A 23,574-nucleotide genomic window follows, 5' to 3' on the forward strand; every position below is an offset into this window, starting at 1 on the left:
GGCACCCTGATCCATCTTGCTCTCGCGCGTCTCGCTCTGGCGCGTGACGAGATCTCGGATGTTGCCGGGCCGATCGTCGCGGCCCCGCGACCCCGGCGCCAGCCGTCGGCGGTTCGGTCGTGCCGCGGAGAGGAATCCCGTGTCTCCCTCCGACTTGAGCGCCTTGTTCGCCTGGGGCGCCGCGACGGCCCTGGCCACCGCCATGGTCGCCTTCGCGGCCGATCTCGCCCGCCGTGCGGACGACCGCACCGGACCACCTGCGGCGACCTCACCCGGGACCGTGACCCGGCCACGGCGGGCCGCCGGCGCCGGGATGGCCACCACCTGGCTCGCCACCGTGATGCTCGTGGCCGCGATCGTCCTGCGGGGAATCGCCGCCGGCAGGACCCCGTGGTCGAACATGTACGAGTTCACGCTTGTCGGCGCCGCTACCGCCCTGATCGTCTTCCTCCTGCTCAACCTGCGCCGGGACCTGCGGTTCCTCGGGACCTTCGTCACCGGCATCGCGGCACTGTTTGTGGTGCTCGCGCTCAACGTGTTCTACGTCCCCGCAACCGGGCTTTTTCCCGCCCTGCAGTCCTACTGGCTCGTCATCCACGTGGGCATCGCCGTGGGTTCGGCCGGGATCTTCACCGTCAGCTTCGTCCTGTCCTGCCTGCAGCTCCTGCGTGACTCCCAGCAGCACGGCACGAGGGCGCTCTCCGGGCGCGGATGGGGCTGGCTGAACCACCTGCCCGAGCCCGCCGCGCTTGAGGGCCTGTCGTTCCGGCTCAACGCCATCGGCTTCATCGGGTGGACCTTCACCCTGATCGGCGGTGCCATCTGGGCCGAAGACGCCTGGGGTCGCTACTGGGGATGGGACCCCAAGGAGGTCTGGACCTTCGTCATCTGGGTCATCTACGCCGCCTACCTGCACGCCCGCATGACCCGGGGCTGGGCCGGACGGCGTTCCGCCTACCTCGTCCTGGTCGGCTACACGTGCGTGATCTTCAACTTCACCGTGGTGAACCTGATCATCAACGGCAAGCACTCCTACTCGGGCCTGACCACCGGATGACCGATCACCGATCCCGCACCACGTCAGCAATCCCGCCTTCGGACACCACCCCCGTCCACAGCCACCACCAAGGAGATGCCCCTGTGACACGCCCCGTCCGCCGCGCCCTCGCCGCGCTCACCGCACTCGGCACCGCCACCCTGGCGATGCTCGCCACCGCACCCGCGGCCAGCGCCCACGACGAGCTCCTGTCCTCCAAGCCCGCCGACGGCCAGGTCGCCACCGAGGTGCCCGCAGCGGTCGAGCTCACGTTCAGCGCGGACCTCATCCTCACCGGCGTGGAGATCGTGGTCACCAACTCCGGCGGCAAGCAGGTCCCGACCGGATCCGTAGGAGTCAGTGGTTCGGAGGTCACCACTCCGCTCCCGTCGGACCTCGCGTCGGGCGATTACGACGTCACCTGGCGTGTCGTGTCGTCCGACGGCCACCCGATCGACGGCAGCTTCTCCTTCACGCTCGATGTCCCCGACCCGTCCCCGAGCCCTTCGGACACCAAGGCCGCCGCACCCGCGCCGAGCGCCACCCCCTCCGCGGAACAGGCGCCCGAGCCGGCGAGCACCGCGCTCGCCGTCGACCAGCCGTCCACGGACGATGGTCAGGTCTCGTCCACGGTCCTGTGGTGGTTCGCCGGGATCATCGCCGTCCTGCTTCTTGCCATCGCCGCGATCTGGCTCATCGAGAAGCGCCGCAAGGCGCAGCGCAACGACCCCGCAGGCACATGACAGGACGATCCTCGCGGCCGTCCGGGATCCCGAGCATGCCGCCGCGGCCGTGGTGGCTGATCGCCGCCGGGCCCGCCGCTGTTCTCGTCGCCGTCCTGGCCGTGCTGGCGGGCGGCGCCTACTCCGGCGCGTCCCAGGCCCTGAGCGGGTTCTCCGACCCGGGAGCCCTGGTGCGGCACGGTCTGCCCGTGGCCACCGTCGTCACCGAGCTGTCCCTGTCGGTCACGTTGGGTTCACTGGTCGTCGCCGCGTGCCTGGTCCCGCCGGGGCGCGCGCAGTCGCGCCTGCTCGCGACCGCCGGCTCCGCGTCGGCCGTGTGGGCCGTCGCCGCTGTCGCCCAGCTCGTGCTGCGGTACGCCAACGTGTCCGGTACGTCGCCCGCCTCACCCGCGTTCGGCCAAGGCTTGGCGCAGTTCGTCACCGAGCTCGAGCTCGGCAGGCTCTACCTGGCGATCATCATGGTCGCCGCGGTGACCTCCGCTCTCGCGATGGCCCTCGGCGGGCCTGTCGGGGCGATGTGGACGACGCTGTTGCCCCTGGCTGCCCTCGCGGCCCAGTCCACCACCGGGCACGCCGCCGGTGCGGCCGACCACGAGCTGGCCGTCGGCGCCATGCTGCTGCACCTGGTCGGCGCGGCCGTGTGGGTGGGCGGCCTGGGCTCGCTGCTCGTCGTCGTACTCACCCGGGGTGAACAGCGTGACGACGGCCGGGTGGCGGCTGCCGCGGTCGCGCGCTTCTCGCCGGTCGCGGGGTGGTGCTTCGCCGCCGTGGGGATCTCGGGCGTCTTGAACGCCTGGATCCGGATGGCGTCGGTCGGCGACCTGCTCACCCCGTACGGGACCTTGATGTTGGTCAAGGTCGTGCTCATGGTCGCGCTCGGCGGCCTCGGATTCGCCCACCGCATGTGGGTCGTCGACCGACTGGGCAAGACGTCGGGCGTCTCCGCCGTGCGGCGCCTGGCGCCTGCTGGCCGTCGAGCTGCTGGTCATCGGCGCCGTCTCCGGCGTCGCCGTGGCGCTCGGCGCGACCGCGCCGCCGGAGCCCGACGAGGTACCCGTCGACGTCTCGCCCGCCTACCAGCTCACCGGCGAGGCGCTGCCCCCCGAGCCGACCATGGCGCGCTGGTTCACCGAGTGGAGCTTTGAACCTCTGCTGGCGTTCGCGTGCATTGCGGGCGTCGTCGTCTACCTCCGCCGGGCCTGGAGACTGGCGCGTCGCGGGGACAGGTGGCCCGTGGGGCGCACGGTGTCGTGGTGCCTGGGCATGGTCGTGATGTTCTGGGTGACCAGCGGCGGCCCGGCCGTGTACGGACAGGTGATCTTCAGCGGCCACATGGTGCAGCACATGACGCTCGCGATGCTGGTGCCGCTGTTCCTCGTCCTGGCCGCGCCCGTCACGCTGCTGCTGCGCGCCATCCCCGCCCGCAAGGACGGATCGCGCGGGCCGCGCGAATGGGTGCTCGGCCTGGTGCACTCCCGGTTCGGCCAGTTCCTCGCCCGCCCGGTGGTGGCCGCCGTGCTCTTCGCCGGCGGCATGATCGCCTTCTACTACACGCCCGCGTTCGAGTTCGCGCTGCGCAACCACGCCGGGCACGTGTGGATGATCGTGCACTTCACGCTGGTGGGGTACCTGTTCGCCAACGCCCTGGTGGGCATCGACCCCGGCCCCAAGAGACCGGGCTACCCGCAGCGGTTGCTGCTGCTCTTCGCGACGATGGCGTTCCACGCGTTCTTCGGCGTGGTGCTCACCACCGGCGAGTCGCTGCTCGTGGCCGACTGGTTCGGCAACATGGGCCGCCCCTGGGGCCTGCCCGCCATCGACGACCAGCAGCGCGGCGGCGGCGTCGCCTGGGGCATCGGCGAGCTCCCGACGCTCGCGCTCGCCATCGCCGTCGCCGTCGCGGTGCAGTGGACCACCTCCGACGAGCGAGAGGCGCGCCGCCGGGACCGCAAGGCCGACCGCGACGGCGACGCCGAGCTCACCGAGTACAACGCCATGCTCGCCAAGATGGCCGAGCACGACGACCGCCCGACAGAGAAGTAGAGGACCGGCCGAAGCCCAAGCGACAGCTGGCGGTCCGCCCGAAGCAAGGCGATGGGGGCCACGCAGACGCGCACCATCGCCGGCGACCAATGATCGACGATCATCGGCTATCATCGACGAGTGTCGATCATAAGTCTTGAGGTGTGCACCGCCAGTACAGCGGACGTCGAGCCGGCAGTCGCGTTGTTCCGCTCGTTGGGCGACCCCGCACGGCTGGCCATCGTGCGCCGGCTCGCGGTCGGGGAAGCGAGGGTCGCGGAGCTGACCCGCGAGTTGGGCCTGGCGCAGTCGACGGTGTCTTCGCACGTGGCGTGCCTGAAGGACTGCGGCCTGGTCGAGGGGCGGATGGAGGGCCGGCGGGTGTACTACTCCCTGGCCCGCCCCGAGCTGCTGGACATGCTCGCGGCAGCCGAAACACTGCTCGCTGCGACGGGCAGCGCCGTCGCGCTGTGCCCGACGTACGGGGTCGACGGGCAGGTGTCGGCGTGCTGAGCACGATCGCGGCCGCGGCCGGGTTGTTCGTCGCGACCAACCTCGACGACATCGTGGTGCTGACCGTCCTGTTCGCCGTCGCGGCGCGGGGCACCTCGCAGCTACGCGGGTGGCAGATCGTCGCGGGCCAGTACCTCGGCCTCATCACCCTGATCGCGGTCAGCTTCCTGGCCGCCCTGGGCCTGACGATCGTGCCGGACGAATGGGTCGGCCTGCTCGGCCTGATCCCGCTGGCCATCGGTGTGCTCGGCCTAGTGCGCACCCTGCGCGGCAAGGATGACGACGACGAGGCCGAGTCCGCGCTGAAGGCGGTGGGGCTGCTCGGCGTCGCCGGCATCACGATCGCCAACGGCGGGGACAACATCGCGATCTACACCCCGGTGTTCCGCACCATGTCGACCACGGACGCACTGGTCACGATCGCGGTGTTCCTTGTCCTGCTCGCCGGGTGGTGCCTGCTCGCCCGCGCGATCGGGACGAACGAGAAGGTCACCGAGGCGCTGGAGAAGGTCGAGCACTGGCTCGTGCCCGTGGTGTTCATCGGCCTCGGCGTGTTCATCCTCATCGAGTCCGGCACCCTGGGCCACATCGCCTCGCTGCTGTAACCCGAGACGGCAAGGCGCCGGCCACGAGAGCGTGACCGGCGCCTTGTTGGGCCCTTACCGCGCAGCCCGGATGGGCCTGCCACACCTGGTTCGGTTTGGCGGCTCGGCCGCGGACGCGCAAAGGGGTGGAACAGAGCAAGTACCAGGCCTGTCGTGTTGCCTCTGTCAGCGGCCGAAGAGCCTGCTGAGGAAGCCGCGCGACGGCGCTGCGTCCTCGTGGCCTGGGCACCACTTGTTGGCGGCGACGACGCGCCTGACGTCGGCGATGTGCTGGCCGCAGCCGGCCCAAGTCGTCTTGCCGCAGGTCTTGCAGGTGGCGGGGTAGCACACGCGAGTTCTCCTAGCTGGTGCGGTGGTGCTCAGGCGAGCATGAGGAAGAGCTTCTCGAGCTCTGCGGTGGTCAGGCCGTCCTCGTTCTCGGAGGTGCCATCAGGGTCGACGGCGCAGTCGCGCATCGCCGTGGAGACGATGGCGAACCCCGCCCGGTCGAGTGCGCTGGACACGGCAGCCAGCTGCGTGACCACGTCACGGCACTTCCCGCCGGTCTCGACGGCGTTGATGACTGCGTCAAGCTGACCGCGTGCGCGGCGCAGCCGGTTGACGATCTTGCGCTGTGCTTCGACGTCGGGGGTCATGGGATCGGAGTCTCCTCGGGGATGGGGTAAGCGGTCGCGGTCAAGCGCCGGCGAGCAGGGTGAGCATCTCAAACGGCGCTCGTGCGGCTCTCGCCCTTTCACGTCGCCTGCTGATCGGCGATCTGCTCGCGGACCTTCTCCATGTCCAGGTCCTTAACGGCCTCGATCACCTGCTCCAGCTGCGGGGCCGCCAACGCCCCGGGCTGGTCAAAGGTGATGACCCTCTCCCGGAATGCCATCAGTGTGGGGATAGACGTGATGTTGAACGCCGCGGCCAACTGCTGCTGGGCTTCGGTGTCGACCTTGCCGAACACGATGTCAGGATGATTCTCGGAGGCGGCCTCGAAGACCGGCGCAAACGACCGGCACGGGCCGCACCACTCGGCCCAGAAGTCCAGCAACACGATGTCGTTGCCGGAGATGGTCTCCTCGAGGTTGTCGAGCGTGATCTCGCGCGTGGCCATGCCACTACCATATACCCCCAGGGGTTTCCTCGAACATGATCCGCATCACAGGCGAACCGAGGGGACTGCTTGGCGGGCCCGAGTGCCGGGGCCTTCCTTGCGCGTCCTTGTGGTGGGCGGGCAGTTGGCTCTGGAGTGTGTCTCGTACATCCTGAGCGCGACGACGATGCCGGAGACCGCTGTCAGGCCGGCGACGACCCAGACCGCCGAGCGGAGTCCCCACAGGTCGGCGATGACGCCGGCGAGGACGGCGCCGATGGCGAAGCCGCCGTCGCGCCATAGCCGGTATACGCCGACCGCGCGGGCGCGCCACGCGGGATGGGCGACGTCGCCGATCGCAGCGAGCAGGGTCGGATAGACCATCGCCGTCCCGACACCGAGCAGGGCGGCGGCCACCACCCAGGGAGCGAAGGTGTCCGCGGAGACCACCAAGGCGAGGGCGACGGCCTGGACAAGCATGCCCGCGGTGATGAAGGGCTTGCGGCCCAGCCGGTCCGACAGCGGCCCGGTGACGAGCTGGCTCAGCCCCCACACTGCGGGATAGACGGCGGCCAGGACGCCGATTCTCGCTACCGAGAGCCCGGCGGCGGCGAACAGGATCGGAAACAGGCCCCAGGCCAGGCCGTCGTTGAGGTTGTTGACCATCCCGGCCTGGCTTGCCGCCGACAGCGCGGGCTCGCGAAAGCTCGTCTGGACGAAGACCTGCCGGTTGGTCAACTCCGCGTGCAGGTTGTGGTCTGTGCCGTCGCTGCGGGACGTGTGTCGGGCGGCTTCCAGGCGGGCGTGTTCGCGCGTCTCGCGGACCACGAGCCCGGACAGGCCGAGTGCCAGCGCGACATAGGCCGCCCCCAGCAGGAACGGTGCCGGCCGCAGCCCGTAGTCGGTGGCGAGGTAGCCGGTGGTCACCGCGGTGAACGCGACGGCCAGGTAGCCGGCGGCTTCGTTCAGCCCCATTGCCAGGCCGCGGCGGCCAGGGCCGGCGAGGTCGATCTTCATGATCACGGTCGTGGACCAGGTCAGTCCCTGGTTGATTCCGAGCAGGACGTTCGCGGCGACGATCCAGCCCCATGACGGTGCCCAGATCAGCATCAGCGGGATCGGGATCGCGACGAGCCACCCGGCGAGTAGGACGGGCTTGCGGCCGAACCGGTCCGACCAGGTGCCGGCGAAATAGTTCGCGGCCGCCTTGGTGGCGCCGAAGGCCAGGACGTACGTCAGCAGGAAGGTGTAGCCGCTCAGGTGGTAGGTCTGGTCGGCGAGCAGCGGCAACACCGTGCGCTCCTGCCCGAGCACCCCACCGACCAAGGCGTTGACCACCACGAGGAGGCTGAACTGGCCGAGGTTCGCGCGGATGCCTAGCCGCGGGCCTGCGGTGACGTGAGTCATCGCCCGGTTTTCTGGCGTGTGTCGGTCGGCAAGTCGTGCGGAGCCATGCGGGCATCCTATACCCCCCGGGGTGTACGTCTCCCTGGCCGTCTTCGCGCCTGCCGGGGCCGGTGTGCGAGCCCTCCGCGTCGGCGAACGGTCGATTTGGATACTCCCGGGGGTATGTGCCACGCTCGTCTGGCACACCGACCCCGATTGGGAGAGATGCAATGCTTCTCGAACGCATTTACGACGAGGACCTCGCCCAGGCCAGCTACTTCATCGGCTGCCAGGCGAAGGGCGAGGCGGTCGTCGTCGACGCCCGCCGCGACATCACTGGGTACCTCGACCTCGCTCGCCGGCACGGGATGCGCATCGTCGCCGTGACCGAGACGCACATCCACGCCGACTACCTCTCCGGGACGCGGGAACTGGCCGCCGCCGTCGACGCCGAGATCTACGTCTCCGGCGAGGGCGGCGAGGACTGGCAGTACGGCTTCGAGGCGACCCGGCTGCACGACGGCGACGCCATCACGATCGGCAACATCGCGGTCCGGGCCCGGCACTCCCCCGGGCATACCCCTGAGCACCTGACCTTCATGGTGACCGACGGCGCCTTCAGCGACGAGCCCGGTTACATGCTGTCCGGCGACTTCGTCTTCGCGGGTGACCTGGGTCGCCCGGACCTGCTCGACGAGGCAGCCGGCGGTGTCGACACCCGGTTCGAGGGTGCCCGCCAGCTGTTCCGCAGCCTGAAGGACGTCTTCCTGGCTCAGCCAGACCACGTGCAGGTCTACCCGGCGCACGGGTCGGGCAGCGCGTGCGGGAAGGCGCTGGGCGCCCTGCCCTCGACCACCGTGGGCTATGAGCGCAGGTACGCATGGTGGGCGCCGTTCCTGCAGAACGACGACGAGCAGGGCTTCGTCACCGAGCTGCTCGACGGCCAGCCCGACGCCCACGCGTACTTCGCCCGGATGAAGCGGCAGAACAAGGAGGGCCCGACCCTCCTCGGCGAGCTCGAGCCGCTAACCGAGCTCGAGCCCGGGCAGGTCGCCCAGGCTCTTGCCGCGCAGGACGTGGTGTTCGTGGACACCCGCTCGCACCGCGAGGTGCACGGCGAGACCGTGCCCGCCGCGCTGAACATCCCGGGCCCGGCCAAGGCCGCCAGCTTCGGCGCATGGGCCTACGACCCTGAGGCCGAGACCACGCCATTGGTCCTCCTGGCCCCGGACGGTCAGGTCGCGCAGGAGCTGCGTGACCACCTGGTCCGTGTCGGCATCGACCACTTCAGCGGTTACGTCACTACCCTCGACGGGCTCCCGACGGTGACGCCGCCAACGCTCGCCCCGGCCGACCTCGATTCGTTCGACAAGGTGCTGCTGCTCGACGTACGCAACAAGACCGAGCACGCCGCCGGGACCATCCCCGGTTCGCAGCAGCTCAGCGCCGGCCGAGTGCTCTGGCACACCGACCAGCTGCCCGCCGACGGCACTATCGTCACCTACTGCCAGTCCGGAGTCCGCAACTCCGTGGCTGCAAGCGCTCTGCGGCGCCGCGGGTTCAACGTCGTCGAGCTCGACGGCAGCTACGCCGGCTGGAGGACCTGGGACCAGGACCGCGCGAACGCTCCCGCCCCCACGAAGTAGTTCCAGCCCTCACACGGCGAGGCCCCGGTCTCACTTGTCGGCGATCAGTTCTCACCGCCGGCACGGCCGGGGCCGACCCTTGCGTACCCGTCTACGAAAGGACAAACAGTCTTGGAAACGATCACCAGGCCCTCTACCCTCGCCGCCTCGGAGCTGAAGGAGCGCATCGCCGAAGACGATGCCCTGACGATCATCGACGTGCGGTCCGCCGCCGAGTTCGAGTCGGCCCACATTCGAGGGTCCTACAACGTCCCCCTGCCGCTGCTCTCCGAGCACACCCACGACCTGGCAGAGCGACTGCAGGGACACGTCGTACTGGTGTGCCAGTCAGGCGTCCGCGCCGAGGACGCTCGCAAGCGTCTCGCCGCCGTTGGCCTGGACAGCGCAGCCATCCTGTCGGGCGGAATCTCCGCCTATGAGGCGGCCGGCGGCGCGGTAGTCCGCGGCGCGCAACGCTGGGCCATGGACCGCCAGGTCCGCATGACCGCCGGCTCCCTCGTCCTCCTCGGATTCGTCGGCAGCAAGCTCGTCACCCCCGGGCTCGGATACCTCTCGGCAGCCATCGGCGCCGGCCTCACCTACTCGGCACTGACCAACTCCTGCGCCATGGCAGCGGTCCTGTCGAAGATGCCGTGGAACAAGACGACCGCGAACCCCACCCTCGACAGCGCGATCCGGAGCATCCCGCGCGCGACCCAGACGTCCCGAGCCTGACTGCTCACGACGTCGACGGCCGGTACCGAGCCGCGACAACCCCATCCCAGCTCGGTGCCGGCCTACTCCGGCTGCTCCAACGAACGACTAAGAGGCACTCATGGAAATCCACCTTGTCATCGTCATGGCACTCGCCGTCGTCGTTGGCGTGTCCCTCGGGCTTCTCGGCGGAGGTGGCTCCATCCTGACCGTCCCACTGCTCACCTACGTCGCGGGACTGGACCCCAAGGAGGCCATCGCAGCCTCCCTGTTCGTGGTCGGAACCACGTCGATCGTCAGCACCGTCATGCATGCCCGTCAGGGCAACGTGCGCTGGCGCACAGGACTGATCTTCGGCGCGGCCGGCATGACCGGAGCCTTCCTGGGAGGTCTCGCCGGCGGCCACATCCCCGGGACCGTCCTGATGATCGCCTTCGCGATCATGATGGTCGCCACCGCCCTGGCCATGATCCGCGGCCGCAAGGCCCGCACCACCCACCACGCCGACGGCAACCGGGAGCTCCCGCTCGGGCGGGTTTTGCTCGACGGCCTCGTGGTCGGACTTGTCACCGGCCTGGTCGGAGCAGGCGGCGGATTCCTCGTCGTGCCTGCACTCGCCCTGCTCGGCGGCTTGCCCATGCCCGTGGCGGTCGGCACGTCCCTGCTCGTGATCGCGATGAAGTCCTTCGCCGGCTTCGGCGGCTACCTGACGACCGTCAGCATGGACTGGCCCCTGGTCGCCGCAGTGACCGCCGCCGCGATCGTCGGCTCCATCCTCGGCGCTCGCCTGACCTCACGCGTCCCCGAGGCAGCCCTTCGCAAGGGATTCGGCTACTTCGTGCTCCTCATGGGCGCATTCGTCCTCTACCAGGAACTGCCGTCACCGGCTGGTACGACGGTTGCGGCCATTATCGTGCTCGCCGTGACCGCCGTGGCCGCTTGTCGACTGGCAGGGGACCGGTGCCCCCTGCCAGTCGCTGCGAAGTGAATCACCGGCGAACCTCAAAATTCGCGTGCAGCCCGCACCCAGGTGCCGATACCGAACAGGCCCATACCGGGTCCTCGGCGGCGGACACTCGACGCGCAACGTGACGCGCTGCTGGCCGCCGGAGTCGACGTCCGGCACCTGCGGGGTCGAGACGGCGTCGGGTCGGCGGGACGACCGACCGGTCCTGGCCGCTCTCCTGGCCGACATCGAAATGGCTGACGCCGTCGTTGTGACCAAACTCGACCGCCCCGGACGAAGAGTGTCCCACCTGGTGCGCGTGGTCGACGAGCTCGAGCGCCGCGACGTTGCTCTGCGCTCTCTGTCCGAGCAGATAGATACGAGCACGTCGGCCGGCCGGTTCATGGTGCACATGCTCGCCGCGCTCGCCCAGATGGAGGCCGATCTGATCCGCGAACGCACCCTCGACGGCCTAGCGGCCGCGCGTTCACGCGGACGGATCGGCGGACGTCCGACCGTCATGTCACCGGAACGGCTCGCTACTGCGCGGGCATCGGTCGCGGGTGGCCAATCCATTGCGTCCGTCGCGCGGGCGCTCGGAGTGTCGGTCTCCACAGCCCGTCGGCACCTCGCCGAGCTTGGGTGAAGGTCTACCTTCAGCCGGGAACACCGGTCGCCGGCTCAGTCGGTCGCGAAGCGCCCGAGCGCCCAGGAACTCGCACCTCACGAGCACGCACCTCTACCAGTCGGACATGCTCCCGCCGGGCCCGGTACTCGTCGTCGGTGGCGCAAACTCCGGTCGGCAGATCGCGGTCGAGCTCGCCCAGACCAGGCGCCCCGTGCACCTGGCAGAGGGTGCGAGGCTGCGCGAGCTGCCACAACGACCGCTCGGCCGTGACCTGTTCTGGTGGCTGACCACCTCCCGCGCCATCGACGCCCCGGTTGCCTCGCGCGTCGGGCATCGCCTGCGCGCGAACGAACCAGTCATCGGCACTCCGCGTCGTGCCCTGCGTGCCGCGGGCGTGACCTTCCACCCCCGCGCAGAGGGCGTCGCCGGCGACACCGTCGGGTTCGTCGACCGGCACACCGTCCAGCCCACCGCCGTCGTGTGGGCCACCGGATACCTCAACGACGACACCTGGATCACCATCCCTGGTGCCCTCGACGAAGCCGGCGCCCTCATCGTCGACGACGGTACGACCCCCGTCGCGGGGCTTTACGCCATCGGGCGCTCCTGGCAACGCGACCGCGGCTCTGCGCTGCTCGGCTTCGTCGACCGCGACGCACGACGCCTCGCGGCCCGTCTCTCCTCTGAATGATGAGCCTCGATCTGCTGGCCTCCTTCACGGTTGCTCGCTGATCGTGGTCGGGTATCCCATCGATGACCAGGCGTCGGCAGGCTGCCGCCGACGCCGATCAACGAGAACCGTGACATCAGGTCAGACGGCGCGCAGGTGCTGTCCTTTCGCGGGCTTCCTCGTCTCCTGCTCGCCTACTCGAGCGGTGCCGAGGGAGGACCGGACGAGGCGCTCGAGAGTGTGTCGCACGTCCGGCGCCATCGGGGCGCGCGCGATGTAGTGCGTCCGTGTGATGCCGGTGAGCTTGTGCCCGAGCACGAGGCCGGCGATCTCTTGCCCGTGCTCCTCGTCGATCGCCGTCGCGGCAGTCGACCGGAGCTTGTGGAAGCTCACACGGTGCTTCTGCAACGCCCCGCCGGAGAGCTCGACCACCCGGTCGAGGACCTTGGCGGCGTTGCCGGTGTTCCACGGCGTGCCGTTGCGGGTGGGGAACACCCAGTCCGTCGGCTTCCACCACGCTGGCCGGATCCCCTCGATCGCGTCGACCACGGACGGCGGCAAGAGGAGCGTCCGGTTGCTTGACTCGGTCTTCGGCACGTCCTGGCGCAGCACGCCCTTCCCTTTGAGCTCTACCTGGGTGCCGGAGATCGTGACCGTCGGGTCATGGCCGTCAAGGTCGAGGTCGCTCCAGCGCAGCGCGCCGGCCTCCCCCACACGCATCCCGGTGCCGAGCAGGATCACGATCAAAGCGTCGAGGTTTCGCACCGTCGTGTGCGCTGCCTGCATGTTCGGCGACGTCGTGAGGATGCTGCGGATCGCCCGCAGTTCCTCGGGCTTGAGCACGATCGGCCGAGGGTCGGTGCGGTTGATCGAGTCGACTCCCGCCATCGGGTCGGTGACCAGGAGCCCGAGCCGGACGGCACCGTGGAACGCCTTGCGCAACACGATGCGGATCTCGGCGGCGCGCCCGCGGGACTCCTCCGCCTGTTCGAACAACCAGGTCTCCAGCGCCAGGGTCGTCGCCTCGTTGAGCCTGAGGTCGCCGATACCACCCGGGCGCGCGCGGATGTTCCGCACCGCGCGCACCGAGTGCACCATTGACTGGGGTCTCGGGGGCTTGCTTCCCCGGCGCTCGGCCGCGTCCGAGCGGGTCCAGTACGCGCTCGACTCGGCGAGCGCTCGGTCGAGCCACCTTTCGCACAGTTCGCCGACAGTCGTCACGGATGCGATCTGCGCGGTCCCGGTGAGCGTGTCGAGCTTGTCTCGCAGGTCGCTGGTGGCTTTGGTCTTCGTGGGCCCGACGGCGGAGGCCCAGTGGTATGCCCCGAGCGCGTCGCGGTAGCGCACGCGTGCGCGCCACCGGTTCGTGCCGTCGATCCGCTTGGTGTTGATGTCGCCGGCCTCCCCGAGGCCGAGCCGGGCACGAGCCATCAGGCCACCACCCTCGACTCACTCCACGCGAGGAGGTCGCGCGGGTCGTACAGCACGTGCCTGCCGTGGAGCCGGTAGCGCGGGCCGATGCCCTCGAACCCGGCGCGTCGCCACTTCTCCAGGGTGTGTACCGAGACCCCGAGCGTCTCGGCAGCCTGCTCCGGGGTGAAGTACCCCGTCGCCGGTAGCGTCGTGTGCTGGGGCGCCGTGTGCTGGGGCGTCGTGTGCGTGGTGTGCGTCGTCGTCTTCATGCCCCGCAGGTGTGCGCCGCACACCTGCCGGACAGGGAGAGAGCCGCATCCACGCGGCGCCAGCCGTCCGACGCGGCGCCTGCAATTCGTGCGCATGGTGAGCCGTCCTGGCCTCGCGGACGACGTCCGCGCAGGTCACCTGCCCGATACCCGAGAACGAAGTACTTTTCCGTGTGAGCGCCCGGGTGGTCGCACCGAGCAGCGGCGCGCCGGCGGCCACCGCGTGGCTGGCCGGGACAGGCTGGGTCGTCAGGTCGGGGCGCCCTCTCGCGACGCTTGCGCCAGCCGCACGACGAGGTCGTCCGGGATCGGCCTGCTCGGCGTGAAGGTGATGCCGGTCTTGGTGGCCTTGAGCCCCGCGGCGGCGATCTCGTCGGCGTGCCCGGAGACGGCGCCGGGGAGGACGTACAGCCCGCACTGCTTGCTGAAGGCCGCGTAGCTCGCGACCACCGAGCCGCCGATCGCGAACCCCGGCATGTGGTACGCCACGATCTCGTCCGCCTCCGGCAGGGCGCGGGCAAGAAGGGTGCGCAGACGGTTCAGCGCGGGCTGGAACTTCTCCGGTGCCGCAGCGATGTAGGCGTCGTGGTCGTCTGTCGTCATGGCCGTGCCTCGCTCCCGGTCCCCCGTCATGGCTGCTCGCTGACCAACCCTAGTCAGTCCCACCCGTGACCGGGACTGCTGCGCGGAGACACCTCTGCCGCGTCATCGATCGGAGGGCGGTTCCTGGCTTGGCGGTGCGCTCGAGCGCCACGGTCCGGGAGGATGCGGTCATGACCTCGCACCCACGCCCCGACCACGACGACGCCCGACCGACGCTGACGGTGGACCGCTACCGGCCCGGCGACCGCGACGCCCTGTACGACGTCTGCCTGCGCACCGGCGACTCGGGCGAGGACGCCTCCGCCGTCTACGCCGACGGCGACCTCCTCGGCCACCTCTACCTCGGCGCGTACCTGGCGCTGGAGCCCGAGCTGGCCCGTGTGCTGCGTCGCTCGGACGGCGTCGCCGTCGGCTACTGCGTGGCGACCGCGAGCACGCCCGACTTCGAGCGCCGGTGCGAGGAGAGCTGGTGGCCCCCGCTGCGCGACCGCTACGCCCCGCCCGCCGCCGGAGACGAGTCGCCGGACGCCCGCCTGGTGCGCGCGATCCACGCCCCCTCGCGCTCCGACGCCGCGTGGTTGGCGCAGTATCCCGCGCACCTGCACGTCGACCTGCTGCCCGAGGCGCAGGGGGGCGGCAGCGGCCGCCGCGTGCTCGAGGCCGTCCTGGACGCCGTCGGCGACACCGGCGCTCCGGGGATCCACCTCGGCGTCGGCGGGCGCAACGTGCGTGCGATCGGGTTCTACGAGCACCTGGGCTTCCGCACCGTGGAGCACCAGCCCTGGGGCCTGACGATGGGCATGCGCCTGCCCCGTCGCTGAGCGTCTCCCCTCCTCACACGGCCTGCCACCCGATCGAACCGGTTCGCGAAATTTATTGACGCGGACAAGCATCTGTTCGTAACTTATTGGCACACCGGTGTGAGAGGAGTCACTCGTGACCACGGCAACGCCGCCGCGGACCGGACTGACCAGGGTCGTCGACGACCCCGGGCTGCTCGGCAAGGAACCCGTCGCACTGTGCGCGAACTACACCGCCGTCACCGCGGACCTCGAGCGCGGGGTCGACGCGCTCCTGGCCGCCGGCGTCCCGGTCACCTCGCTGCTCACTCCCGAGCACGGGTACTGGGGCGCCGCCCAGGCGGGCCTCAGCGACGGCGACGGCGTCGACGCCCCCACCCGCCTGCCCGTGCTCGACACCTACCGCGTCGCCGGCGCCGACCTCGACGCGCTCCTCGGGCGGTCCGGCGCCGACCACGTCGTCGTCGACCTCCAGGACGTCGGCACCCGGTTCTACACCTACATGTGGACGCTGTACGACCTGCTGTGCGCCGCCGCCCGGACCGGGCGGCGCCTCACCGTGCTGGACCGGCCGAACCCGCTCGGCCGCCGGCGGGCCGGGCCCGGACTCGACCCCGCCTGCGCGAGCTTCGTGGGCCGGGAGTCCGTTCCGCTCCAGCACGGGCTGACGCTGGGCGAGCTGGCGCGCTGGTTCAACGCCGTGCACGTGCCGGCCGTCGCCGGGCGCGGCGCCGACCTCGCCGTCGTCGAGCTCGACGGCTGGGACGGGGGCCGGCGAGCCGACGACGAGCCGTGGGTCATGCCGTCCCCGAACCTGCCCACGCTCGACTCCGCCGTCCTCTACCCCGCCACCGGGCTCGTCGAGGGCACCACGCTGTCCGAAGGACGCGGCACCACGCGCCCGTTCGAGCTCCTCGGGGCGGGCTGGACCGACGGACGGCTCGCGGCCGCGCTGCGCGAGCGGCAGCTGCCGGGCGTCGTAGTGCGGGAGGCCGTGTTCCGCCCCATGTTCTCCGCGTGGGCCGGCGAGACCGTCCACGGCGTCCAGCTCCACCTCACGGACTCGGGCGACTTCGACCCGCTCGCGACGGGGTTCGCCCTGCTGCGCACCGTCGCCGACCTCTACCCGGACCGGGCCCTGTGGCGCGACCGGTCCGAGGGCCGCCCCCCGTTCGTCGACCTCCTGTGGGGGTCGCCGTCGCTGCGCGAGGGCATCGACTCCCGCGCCACGCTCGCGGAGATCCTGCGGGCCGCGCCCGACACGCCCGCGATCCCGCCGGGCACGGTCCTCTACCCGAACCACCCTGCGGAGGTTCCTGCGTGACACCCCAGACAGTCCTGGCCGTCGGCGCCCACATCGGCGACATGGACCTCGCGGCCGGCCCCGTCCTCGCCCAGAACGTGCTCGACGGCGGCACGTCCGTGCTCGTCGCTCTCACCCCCGGCGAGCGCGGCCACCCGCGCCTCGACGCCGAGCGCTACAAGGCGCAGAAGATCGCCGAGGCCGAGGCGTTCGCCGACGGCATCGGCGCCCGGGTCGTCGTCTTCGACGACCTCTCCGACGGTTTCCTGCCCGCCGACGACGCCGTCGCCGACCGGCTCACCATGCTGGTGCGGGACGTGCGCCCCGACCTGATGCTCGCCCACTGGCCGCGCAGCATGCACTCGGACCACACCAACGCCTCGACGGTCGCCGAGCGGGCACGGTTCCTGGCCGGCCTGCCGGGCCACCGGGAGGATGACCGCCCGCGTCACGGGGTCGCGCGGTTCCTCTACACCGAGAACTGGGAGGACGCCCCGGGCTTCGAGGCGGACACCTTCGTCGAGATCTCGCCCGAGGCGCAGGCGCGCTGGACGGACGCGATCAGCGGCCAGGCGTTCGCCCGGGGCGAGACGTACGGGTTCCGCTACATCGACTACTACTCGGCGCAGATGGTCACGCGAGGCTGCCTGGCGGGCGTGCCGCACGCCGTCGCGTTCTCGAGCGGCGACCTCCCGGCGCTGCGGAGGCTCCCGTGACCGTCACCTACCGGGGGCACCGGCCCGGCGACCTCGAGGCCCTCGCCGAGCTCACGGCCGTCGCCATGCCGCGCGACGTCGTGAGCGAGGAGTGGCTCGCGGAGAACGTGCTCCTCGACGTCAACTTCGACCCGGACGGCCTCGTCGTGGCGGCGGACCAGGAGACCGGGCAGCGGCTCGGCTTCGTCTACGCGGTGGTCGCCGCCCGCGGCGTCCCCGCCGACCCGGCCGCGGGCTTCCTCACCATCGGGTGCGTCCACCCCGACCATCGCCGTCGTGGCATCGGCACGCGCCTGCTGAGGCGCGCGACGGAGCACCTCGCCGCACGCGGCGCGACGTCGGTCACCTACGCCGGATACCCGCAGGCCTACTTCCTGCCGGGCCTGGACGTCGACACCTATCCCGAGGCCGCCGCCCTGCTCGCCGCCCACGGCTTCGCGACGCGGTACACCGCGGCCGCGATGACGCTCGACCTCGACGCGTACGCCATGCCCGCCTCGGTGCGGGACCTGGTGCGCGCCCGGACCGACGAGGGGTACCGCCTCGGGGTGGCCACCTACGACGATCTGCCGGACGCCATCGAGTTCGCGTCCCGCCGGCTCGCGCCGGACTGGGGGCTCGCGATCCGTGACTCCGTCCTGCGGCACGGTCAGGGCCCCGGCCGGGTGCTCCTCGCCCGGGACCCCGCGGGCGACGTCGTCGGCGTCTCCACCTACGGCGCCTACCGCGGCCTGCGCGAGCGCTTCGGGCCCATCGGCGTCGACGAGTCCCGTCGCGGGACCGGCCTGGGCCGTGCGCTGCTCCACCTCACCCTCACGCGGATGCGGGCCGAGGGCGCGCACTCCGCCTGGTTCCTGTGGACCGGGGAGGACTCCCCCGCCGGCCACCTGTACCGGTCCACGGGGTTCGACGTCGTCCGGCGCTTCGAGGTCATGCGCGCGCCGCTCGACGCGCGCCCCTGACCCTCCCCGCGGGAGCCGCCAGCGGCATCCGCCCGGCACGACGAGCAACCCACGACCAATCCACCCACGAGAGGCCACCATGAGAACGACGACGTTCCCCCGAGCGGCCGCGGTGCTCGCCGCAGCTTCGCTCGCCCTGGCCGGCTGCAGCGGCGCCGGCGGCGACACCGGTCAGCCCGCACCCGGCGGCGCCCCGGCGGCCCTGTCCGTCCACGCGAACACCGCGAACACCTACGAGCGCAACTTCAACCCGTACTCGCCCACCGCCAACCAGGGCACCAAGGGGATGATCTACGAGCCCCTGCTGCTCAACACCCCGATGACCCCCGGGGAGTCCGTCCCGTGGCTGGCGGAGTCCATGGAGTTCAACGAGGACGGCACAGTCGCGACGTTCACGCTCCGCGAGGGCGTGACGTGGTCCGACGGCGAGGCCTTCGACGCGGACGACGTCGCGTTCACGTTCAACCTCATGCGCGACAACCCGGCCGCGAACGCGTCGGCCCTGGACCTCGACAAGGCGACCGCCGTCGACGCCCGCACGGTCGAGGTGGCGTTCAACAGCACGTCGTTCGCCTTCAAGGAGGCGATCGAGAACACCGTCATCGTCCCGGAGCACGTCTTCGCGGACGTCGACCCCGTCGAGTTCACGAACGAGAAGCCGGTGGGGACGGGCCCCTTCGTCCTCGGCGACTTCTCGCAGCAGCTGTACACGCTGACCAAGAACGACAGGTACTGGAACGCCGACGAGGTCGAGGTCGGCGAGGTCCGGTACCCGGCGGCGTCCGACCAGACGTTCAACACCTCCCTGCAGGCCGGGGAGCTGGACTGGGCCGGCGGGTTCGTCGCGAACATCGACCAGATCTTCATCAACCAGGACCCGGAGAACCGCTCGTACTGGTACCCCGGCGACGGCCTCGTCAACCTGCTCGTCAACGACCAGAAGGCCCCGTTCGACGACCTCGAGCTGCGCAAGGCCGTCTCCGCCGCCGTCGACCGCGACCAGCTGTCCGAGGTCGCGATGCAGGGGTACACGCCGCCGGCCCACCCCACGGGACTGCCGCTGCCCGCCTTCGAGGGGGTCATGAGCGACGAGTACGCCGACGCGGCGTTCACGCGGGACGTGGACCGGGCCAACCAGCTCCTCGACGACGCCGGCTACGCGAAGGGCCCCGACGGGGTGCGCACGACGCCCGACGGCGAGCGCCTGTCGTTCACCCTGCAGATCCCGTCCGACTACGTCGACTGGGTGACGATGTCCCAGCTGTTGTCCGAGCAGCTCAAGGAGGTCGGGATCGAGCTGAAGCCGCAGGGCGTGTCGTTCGACGCCTGGCTGCAGGCGCGCGGCGCCGGCGCGTTCGAGATGACGATCGCGTCCGTGCCGATGGGGCTGTCCCCGTACACCCTCTACCGGGCCATCATGAGCTCGGAGTACCGGGAGGACGAGGGGCCGGTCATCGCCAACTACTCGCGCTTCTACGACGAGGAGGCCGACGCGCACCTCAAGGCGTACGCGGCGACCGACGACGAGGCGCAGCAGCAGGCCGCGCTCGACGGGATGCAGCAGATCATGGTCGACGAGCTGCCGCTCATCCCGCTCCTCCAGTCGCCGAACTGGGCGCAGTTCAACACCGCGAGCTGGGAGGGCTTCCCCAGCGAGGAGGACCCGTACGCCCTCGGCGCGCCGTACCAGTTCCCCGACAACCTGCTCGTCGTCACCCGCCTGACCCCGGCCGGGAAGTGACCACGGCGTGAAGTACCTCCTGCGCAAGGTGCTGCTCTACGTGTTCATCGCCTGGGCCGCGCTGACGATGAACTTCCTCATCCCCCGCCTGATGCCCGGCGACCCGGTCTCGTTGCTGGTCGAGCGGCTCAACGGCCGGATCGACCCGGCGGCGATGTCCGCGATCGCGGAGAGCTACGGCATCACGGACGACCCCCTGCTGGTGCAGTACCTGGACTACCTCGGCTCCCTCGCGCGGGGCGACCTGGGCCTGTCGATCGGGCTCTATCCCGTGCCGGTCGCGGACATCGTCATGGGCGCGCTCCCCTGGACGATCGGCCTCGTCGGCACGACCACGGTCATCAGCTTCGTGATCGGCACGGCTCTCGGGGTCGTCCTCGCGTGGCGGCGCGGGAAGCGCACCGACCTCCTCCTGCCCGGCCTGACGTTCCTCAACGCCGTCCCGTACTTCTGGATGGCGCTGATCCTGGTGCTCGTCTTCGCCGTGAACCTGGGCTGGTTCCCGGTCTCGCAGGCGTACACGCCGGGCCTGACCCCGGGCCTGACGCCCGAGTTCGTCGGCTCGGTGCTGTACCACGCGGTCCTGCCGGCGATCACCATCATCATCGCGTCGTTCGCCGGCTGGGTGCTGAGCATGCGCAACATGACCGTGACCGTCCTCGGCGAGGACTACGTGACGATGGCCGAGGCCAAGGGGCTGCCGCGCCGGATGATCCGGCTCGACTACGCCGCGCGCAACGCGATCCTCCCGTCGGTGACCGGGTTCGCGCTCTCGCTCGGCGCCGTCGTCGGGGGCTCGATGCTGACGGAGGTCATCTTCAACTACCCCGGCGTCGGCTACACCCTCTTCCAGGCGGTCCAGAACCAGGACTTCCCCCTCATGCAGGGCCTGTTCCTCATCATCTCGCTCGCGGTGATCGCGGCGAACCTCATCGCGGACGTCGTGTACGTCTTCCTCGACCCGCGCACCCGGCAGGAGGGCTGAGCATGTCCCGAGCCACATCACGGGCCACGTCCCGGGCCACGTCACGAGCCACGTCACGGGCCACCCCACGCGCGATGACGCGGGCGATGTCACCGTCGACGCTGCTCCCGTCGTCCGGCAAGGTCCGGCTCGGCCTGGCCATCACGCTGTTCTTCGTGCTCCTCGCGGCGCTGGGCCCGCTGCTCACCGCCTACGACCCGCAGCAGAGCGGCCCGGACATCCTGCAGCCGCCGTCGGGCCAGCACTGGTTCGGCACCACGCAGACCGGGCAGGACGTGTTCTCCCAGTTCGTGCACGGCGCCCGGGTCTCGCTCGGCGTCGGGGTGGTCGCGGGGATCGTCTCGCAGGTGATCTCCGTGCTCGTCGGCATGATCGGCGGCTACTTCCGCGGCGCGACCGACGAGCTCCTCTACGTCCTCACCGCGGTGTTCCTCGTGGTGCCGGGCATGCCGCTCCTCATCGTCCTCACCGGCTACCTCCCGTCCCGCGGGATGGTGTCGGTCGCGCTCGTCATCGCCATCACGTCCTGGGCGGGGTCCGCGCGGGTGCTGCGCGCCCAGACGATGTCGCTGCGCCGGCGCGACTTCGTGGAGGCGGCTCGCGCGACCGGCGAGTCGCGCACCCGGATCATCTTCTCCGAGGTCATGCCGAACGCCCTGCCGCTGGTCGCGTCGGGCTTCCTGTTCTCCGTGATCACGGCGGTGCTCTCCGAGGCGGGGCTGTCGTTCCTCGGGCTCGGGTCGCTGACCACCACCAGCTGGGGGTCGATGCTCTACTTCGCGCAGAGCGCCCAGGCCTTCCTCTACGGCGCCTGGTGGTGGTTCGTCCCGCCCGGGCTCGCGATCGCTGTCGTCGGCGCGGGCCTGGCCCTCATCAACTTCGGGATCGACGAGTTCGCCAACCCTCGCCTGCGCACCGGCAGGAGCCGGCGTCGGCCGGTGCGGCGGTCCGGTCCCGTCGCGGCCGCGCTCGCCGCGGCGACCACGGCCCCGGAGGTCCGGGAGCCCGAGTCGTCGGAGCCCACCGACCCCGGCCCCCAGGTCCGGCCGGCGGACGTCGCGGGCGACCCCGTCGTCTCGGTCCGCGACCTCGTGGTCGAGTACGACACGCCCGACGGCCGGGTGCGCGCGGTGGACGACGTGTCCCTCACGCTGCACCGCGGCGAGGTCCTGGGGCTGGCCGGCGAGTCCGGCTCCGGCAAGTCGACGCTCACCAACGCCGTCACCCGGCTGCTGCGCACCCCCGCCGAGGTCACGGCCGGGTCGATCACCTACCACCGCAGGTCGCGGGACGGCTCCCGCCGCGAGGACGTCGACCTCCTGGGCCTGCCCGACGACGAGCTGCGCGTCCTGCGCTGGAGCGAGATCGCGATCGTCTTCCAGAGCGCCATGAACGCCCTCAACCCGGTCACCCGGGTGTCGGCCCAGTTCGACGACGTGGTCCGCGTCCACCGGCCCACCATGCCCGCCGCCGACCGCCGGGCGCTCGCGGTGCAGATGCTGCAGAAGGTGGGCATCGAGCCCGACCGGGTGGACGCCTACCCGCACGAGCTGTCCGGGGGGATGAAGCAGCGTGTCGCCATCGCGATCGCGCTCGTGCTCGAGCCCGAGGTCATCGTCATGGACGAGCCGACCACCGCGCTCGACCTGCTGGTCCAGCGCGAGGTGCTCGACCAGGTCATGCGGCTGCGCGACGAGTACGGGTTCGCGATCGTCTTCACCACCCACGACCTCGCCCTGCTGCTGGAGATCGCGGACTCCATCGCCGTGATGCAGACCGGCCGGCTCGTCGAGTACGGCCCCGCGCTCGAGCTGTACACCGACGCCCGCCACCCGTACACGCGCGCGCTGCTGCGCTCGCTCGCCGACCTGGGAGCCCTCCTGTGAGCACCACGACCACCAAACGCCCCGGACCCGCCACCGGCGAGGTGGTGCTCGAGGCGCACGACCTGGTCAAGGACTTCCGGGGCAAGCGTGCCGGGCTCCGTCGCACGCGGTTCCGCGCCGTCGACCACGTCTCGCTGGCGCTGCGCACCGGCCAGGTGACGGCGCTCGTGGGACAGTCCGGCTCCGGCAAGAGCACGGTCGGGCGGCTGCTCGCACGTCTCGTGCCGGCGACCTCCGGGGAGATCCTGCTGCGCGGGCGTCCGGTCACGGCGACCCACGGCCGCCGCTTCGTGGAGTACACCTCGACGGTGCAGATGACCCTGCAGGACCCCTTCGCGTCGCTCAACCCCGTGCACCGGATCTCCCACGTGCTGGAACGGAGCCTGCGCATCCACGGTCACGCCGCCACCGCCGAGGAGGTGGAGCACCAGAGCCTCGAGCTCCTGCGCCGGGTGAACCTCACGCCGCCCGAGCGGTACCTGCACCGGTTCCCGCACGAGCTGTCGGGTGGCGAGCGGCAGCGGGTCTCGTTCGCCCGGGCCCTCGCGGCACAGCCGCAGGTGCTGCTCGCGGACGAGCCGGTGTCGATGCTGGACGTGACGATCCGCAAGGAGATCCTCGACCTGCTCGCCGACCTGCGCCGCACCGAGGACCTCGCGGTCCTCTACATCACCCACGACCTCGGCTCCGCCCGCGCCTACTCCGACGACACGGTCGTGATGTATCACGGCCAGGTCGTCGAGCGCGGGCCGAGCCACGAGGTGATCGACGACCCCCAGCACGAGTACACCCGGCGGCTGCTCGCCGCAGCGCCGAACCCGCGGCGGCGGCTCGACGCCCGCTGACCCGGGCCGTCAGTCGCGGAACGCGTGCCAGCAGATGTCGTCGCGGCGGCGCTGGCCGTCCAGGACGAGGTCGCGCACCGCCGCG

General features: G+C 70.9%; 26 protein-coding genes. 19 read left to right on the plus strand and 7 right to left on the minus strand.

Annotated elements, in window-relative coordinates:
- Positions 1–154: 154 nt before the first annotated feature.
- From ccsB to IEW03_RS19275, 6 genes are all read left to right on the plus strand, one after another.
- The gene (gene ccsB / locus IEW03_RS19255) at positions 155–1,057 is read left to right on the plus strand and encodes a c-type cytochrome biogenesis protein CcsB (protein WP_308808269.1); all 903 of its coding nucleotides are present in this window, start codon (positions 155–157) and stop codon (positions 1,055–1,057) included.
- An 83-nt stretch (positions 1,058–1,140) separates the two neighbouring features.
- Positions 1,141–1,779, plus strand: a complete 639-nt coding sequence (locus tag IEW03_RS19260) for a copper resistance CopC family protein (protein ID WP_188525343.1) — start codon at positions 1,141–1,143, stop codon at positions 1,777–1,779.
- 35 nt (positions 1,780–1,814) lie between these two features.
- Positions 1,815–2,924, plus strand: a complete 1,110-nt coding sequence (locus tag IEW03_RS20520; RefSeq protein WP_229738442.1) for a CopD family protein — start codon at positions 1,815–1,817, stop codon at positions 2,922–2,924.
- Between the two features lie 88 nt (positions 2,925–3,012).
- Positions 3,013–3,822: a cytochrome c oxidase assembly protein gene (locus tag IEW03_RS20525; RefSeq protein WP_229738443.1), complete on the plus strand. Its 810-nt coding sequence runs from the start codon at positions 3,013–3,015 to the stop codon at positions 3,820–3,822.
- A gap of 126 nt (positions 3,823–3,948) precedes the next feature.
- Positions 3,949–4,314: an ArsR/SmtB family transcription factor gene (locus IEW03_RS19270; RefSeq protein ID WP_188525390.1), complete on the plus strand. Its 366-nt coding sequence runs from the start codon at positions 3,949–3,951 to the stop codon at positions 4,312–4,314.
- Positions 4,308–4,919 carry a cadmium resistance transporter gene (locus IEW03_RS19275; RefSeq protein ID WP_188525344.1) on the plus strand — a complete coding sequence of 204 codons (612 nt, stop codon included), beginning with the start codon at positions 4,308–4,310 and terminating at the stop codon, positions 4,917–4,919. Before IEW03_RS19270 ends, IEW03_RS19275 begins: the two co-directional genes overlap by 7 nt.
- A 165-nt stretch (positions 4,920–5,084) precedes the next feature.
- On the opposite strand, the gene IEW03_RS19280 is transcribed toward IEW03_RS19275, so the two are convergent.
- From IEW03_RS19280 to IEW03_RS19295, 4 genes are all read right to left on the minus strand, one after another.
- Positions 5,085–5,249: a DUF8730 family Cys-rich protein gene (locus IEW03_RS19280; protein ID WP_188525345.1), complete on the minus strand. Its 165-nt coding sequence runs from the start codon at positions 5,247–5,249 to the stop codon at positions 5,085–5,087.
- A gap of 29 nt (positions 5,250–5,278) precedes the next feature.
- Complete coding sequence (locus IEW03_RS19285) at positions 5,279–5,554, minus strand: metal-sensitive transcriptional regulator (protein WP_188525346.1); 276 nt, start codon at positions 5,552–5,554, stop codon at positions 5,279–5,281.
- A 98-nt stretch (positions 5,555–5,652) separates the two neighbouring features.
- Positions 5,653–6,018: a thioredoxin family protein gene (locus IEW03_RS19290; protein WP_188525347.1), complete on the minus strand. Its 366-nt coding sequence runs from the start codon at positions 6,016–6,018 to the stop codon at positions 5,653–5,655.
- 45 nt (positions 6,019–6,063) lie between these two features.
- Complete coding sequence (locus IEW03_RS19295) at positions 6,064–7,404, minus strand: MFS transporter (RefSeq protein WP_188525348.1); 1,341 nt, start codon at positions 7,402–7,404, stop codon at positions 6,064–6,066.
- A 209-nt stretch (positions 7,405–7,613) separates the two neighbouring features.
- Here IEW03_RS19295 and IEW03_RS19300 point away from each other — a divergent pair, with 209 nt between their 5' ends.
- From IEW03_RS19300 to IEW03_RS19320, 5 genes are all read left to right on the plus strand, one after another.
- Complete coding sequence (locus tag IEW03_RS19300) at positions 7,614–9,029, plus strand: MBL fold metallo-hydrolase (RefSeq protein WP_188525349.1); 1,416 nt, start codon at positions 7,614–7,616, stop codon at positions 9,027–9,029.
- 111 nt (positions 9,030–9,140) lie between these two features.
- Entirely contained in the window at positions 9,141–9,743 is a 603-nt protein-coding gene (locus IEW03_RS19305; RefSeq protein WP_308808272.1) for a rhodanese-like domain-containing protein, read from the plus strand.
- 100 nt (positions 9,744–9,843) lie between these two features.
- Positions 9,844–10,710, plus strand: a complete 867-nt coding sequence (locus tag IEW03_RS19310) for a sulfite exporter TauE/SafE family protein (protein ID WP_188525350.1) — start codon at positions 9,844–9,846, stop codon at positions 10,708–10,710.
- Positions 10,711–10,810: 100 nt separating this feature from the next.
- The gene (locus IEW03_RS19315; RefSeq protein ID WP_229738444.1) at positions 10,811–11,314 is read left to right on the plus strand and encodes a recombinase family protein; all 504 of its coding nucleotides are present in this window, start codon (positions 10,811–10,813) and stop codon (positions 11,312–11,314) included.
- A gap of 193 nt (positions 11,315–11,507) precedes the next feature.
- Positions 11,508–11,987 (plus strand): NAD(P)/FAD-dependent oxidoreductase, encoded by a 480-nt coding sequence (locus tag IEW03_RS19320; RefSeq protein ID WP_188525351.1) that lies wholly within the window; start codon positions 11,508–11,510, stop codon positions 11,985–11,987.
- Between the two features lie 120 nt (positions 11,988–12,107).
- Here the strand turns inward: IEW03_RS19320 and IEW03_RS19325 are convergent, their stop codons facing one another.
- The 3 genes from IEW03_RS19325 to IEW03_RS19335 all read right to left on the minus strand — a co-directional run bounded on the left by IEW03_RS19325 (position 12,108) and on the right by IEW03_RS19335 (position 14,251).
- A complete protein-coding gene (locus IEW03_RS19325; protein WP_188525352.1) occupies positions 12,108–13,397 on the minus strand; it encodes a tyrosine-type recombinase/integrase in 1,290 nt (429 codons plus the stop codon).
- Entirely contained in the window at positions 13,397–13,648 is a 252-nt protein-coding gene (locus tag IEW03_RS19330) for a helix-turn-helix domain-containing protein (protein ID WP_188525353.1), read from the minus strand. The genes IEW03_RS19325 and IEW03_RS19330 overlap by 1 nt, the downstream gene beginning before the upstream one ends.
- 249 nt (positions 13,649–13,897) lie before the next feature.
- On the minus strand, positions 13,898–14,251 hold the full coding sequence (locus IEW03_RS19335) for an iron chaperone (RefSeq protein ID WP_188525354.1): 354 nt from the start codon (positions 14,249–14,251) through the stop codon (positions 13,898–13,900).
- 170 nt (positions 14,252–14,421) lie between these two features.
- On the opposite strand from IEW03_RS19335, the gene IEW03_RS19340 reads away from it, so the two are divergent.
- From IEW03_RS19340 to IEW03_RS19375, 8 genes are all read left to right on the plus strand, one after another.
- Positions 14,422–15,072 carry a GNAT family N-acetyltransferase gene (locus tag IEW03_RS19340; protein WP_188525355.1) on the plus strand — a complete coding sequence of 217 codons (651 nt, stop codon included), beginning with the start codon at positions 14,422–14,424 and terminating at the stop codon, positions 15,070–15,072.
- A 115-nt stretch (positions 15,073–15,187) separates the two neighbouring features.
- On the plus strand, positions 15,188–16,375 hold the full coding sequence (locus IEW03_RS19345; protein WP_188525356.1) for an exo-beta-N-acetylmuramidase NamZ family protein: 1,188 nt from the start codon (positions 15,188–15,190) through the stop codon (positions 16,373–16,375).
- A complete protein-coding gene (locus IEW03_RS19350; protein ID WP_188525357.1) occupies positions 16,372–17,070 on the plus strand; it encodes a PIG-L deacetylase family protein in 699 nt (232 codons plus the stop codon). The genes IEW03_RS19345 and IEW03_RS19350 overlap by 4 nt, the downstream gene beginning before the upstream one ends.
- Positions 17,067–18,032 (plus strand): GNAT family N-acetyltransferase, encoded by a 966-nt coding sequence (locus IEW03_RS19355; RefSeq protein WP_188525358.1) that lies wholly within the window; start codon positions 17,067–17,069, stop codon positions 18,030–18,032. Before IEW03_RS19350 ends, IEW03_RS19355 begins: the two co-directional genes overlap by 4 nt.
- 79 nt (positions 18,033–18,111) lie before the next feature.
- On the plus strand, positions 18,112–19,773 hold the full coding sequence (locus IEW03_RS19360) for an ABC transporter substrate-binding protein (protein WP_188525359.1): 1,662 nt from the start codon (positions 18,112–18,114) through the stop codon (positions 19,771–19,773).
- A gap of 7 nt (positions 19,774–19,780) precedes the next feature.
- The gene (locus tag IEW03_RS19365) at positions 19,781–20,758 is read left to right on the plus strand and encodes an ABC transporter permease (RefSeq protein WP_188525360.1); all 978 of its coding nucleotides are present in this window, start codon (positions 19,781–19,783) and stop codon (positions 20,756–20,758) included.
- An 86-nt stretch (positions 20,759–20,844) separates the two neighbouring features.
- A complete protein-coding gene (locus IEW03_RS19370) occupies positions 20,845–22,644 on the plus strand; it encodes a dipeptide/oligopeptide/nickel ABC transporter permease/ATP-binding protein (RefSeq protein WP_188525361.1) in 1,800 nt (599 codons plus the stop codon).
- Positions 22,641–23,489, plus strand: a complete 849-nt coding sequence (locus IEW03_RS19375; protein WP_188525362.1) for an ABC transporter ATP-binding protein — start codon at positions 22,641–22,643, stop codon at positions 23,487–23,489. Before IEW03_RS19370 ends, IEW03_RS19375 begins: the two co-directional genes overlap by 4 nt.
- Positions 23,490–23,574 lie beyond the last annotated feature (85 nt).

Source organism: Isoptericola cucumis, assembly GCF_014635665.1.
Lineage (GTDB): Bacteria > Actinomycetota > Actinomycetes > Actinomycetales > Cellulomonadaceae > Isoptericola > Isoptericola cucumis.

What these genes read in the sequence shown, in the direction of transcription:
- IEW03_RS19360 (WP_188525359.1), top strand. Translation starts at nt 18,112, where the DNA reads ATGAGAACGACGACGTTCCCCCGAGCGGCCGCGGTGCTCGCCGCAGCT.
- IEW03_RS19300 (WP_188525349.1), top strand. Translation starts at nt 7,614, where the DNA reads ATGCTTCTCGAACGCATTTACGACGAGGACCTCGCCCAGGCCAGCTAC.
- IEW03_RS19310 (WP_188525350.1), top strand. Translation starts at nt 9,844, where the DNA reads ATGGAAATCCACCTTGTCATCGTCATGGCACTCGCCGTCGTCGTTGGC.
- IEW03_RS19295 (WP_188525348.1), bottom strand. Translation starts at nt 7,404, where the DNA reads ATGACTCACGTCACCGCAGGCCCGCGGCTAGGCATCCGCGCGAACCTC.
- IEW03_RS19370 (WP_188525361.1), top strand. Translation starts at nt 20,845, where the DNA reads ATGTCACCGTCGACGCTGCTCCCGTCGTCCGGCAAGGTCCGGCTCGGC.
- IEW03_RS19285 (WP_188525346.1), bottom strand. Translation starts at nt 5,554, where the DNA reads ATGACCCCCGACGTCGAAGCACAGCGCAAGATCGTCAACCGGCTGCGC.
- IEW03_RS19325 (WP_188525352.1), bottom strand. Translation starts at nt 13,397, where the DNA reads ATGGCTCGTGCCCGGCTCGGCCTCGGGGAGGCCGGCGACATCAACACC.
- IEW03_RS19340 (WP_188525355.1), top strand. Translation starts at nt 14,422, where the DNA reads ATGACCTCGCACCCACGCCCCGACCACGACGACGCCCGACCGACGCTG.
- IEW03_RS20520 (WP_229738442.1), top strand. Translation starts at nt 1,815, where the DNA reads ATGCCGCCGCGGCCGTGGTGGCTGATCGCCGCCGGGCCCGCCGCTGTT.
- IEW03_RS19290 (WP_188525347.1), bottom strand. Translation starts at nt 6,018, where the DNA reads ATGGCCACGCGCGAGATCACGCTCGACAACCTCGAGGAGACCATCTCC.
- IEW03_RS19335 (WP_188525354.1), bottom strand. Translation starts at nt 14,251, where the DNA reads ATGACGACAGACGACCACGACGCCTACATCGCTGCGGCACCGGAGAAG.
- IEW03_RS19330 (WP_188525353.1), bottom strand. Translation starts at nt 13,648, where the DNA reads ATGAAGACGACGACGCACACCACGCACACGACGCCCCAGCACACGGCG.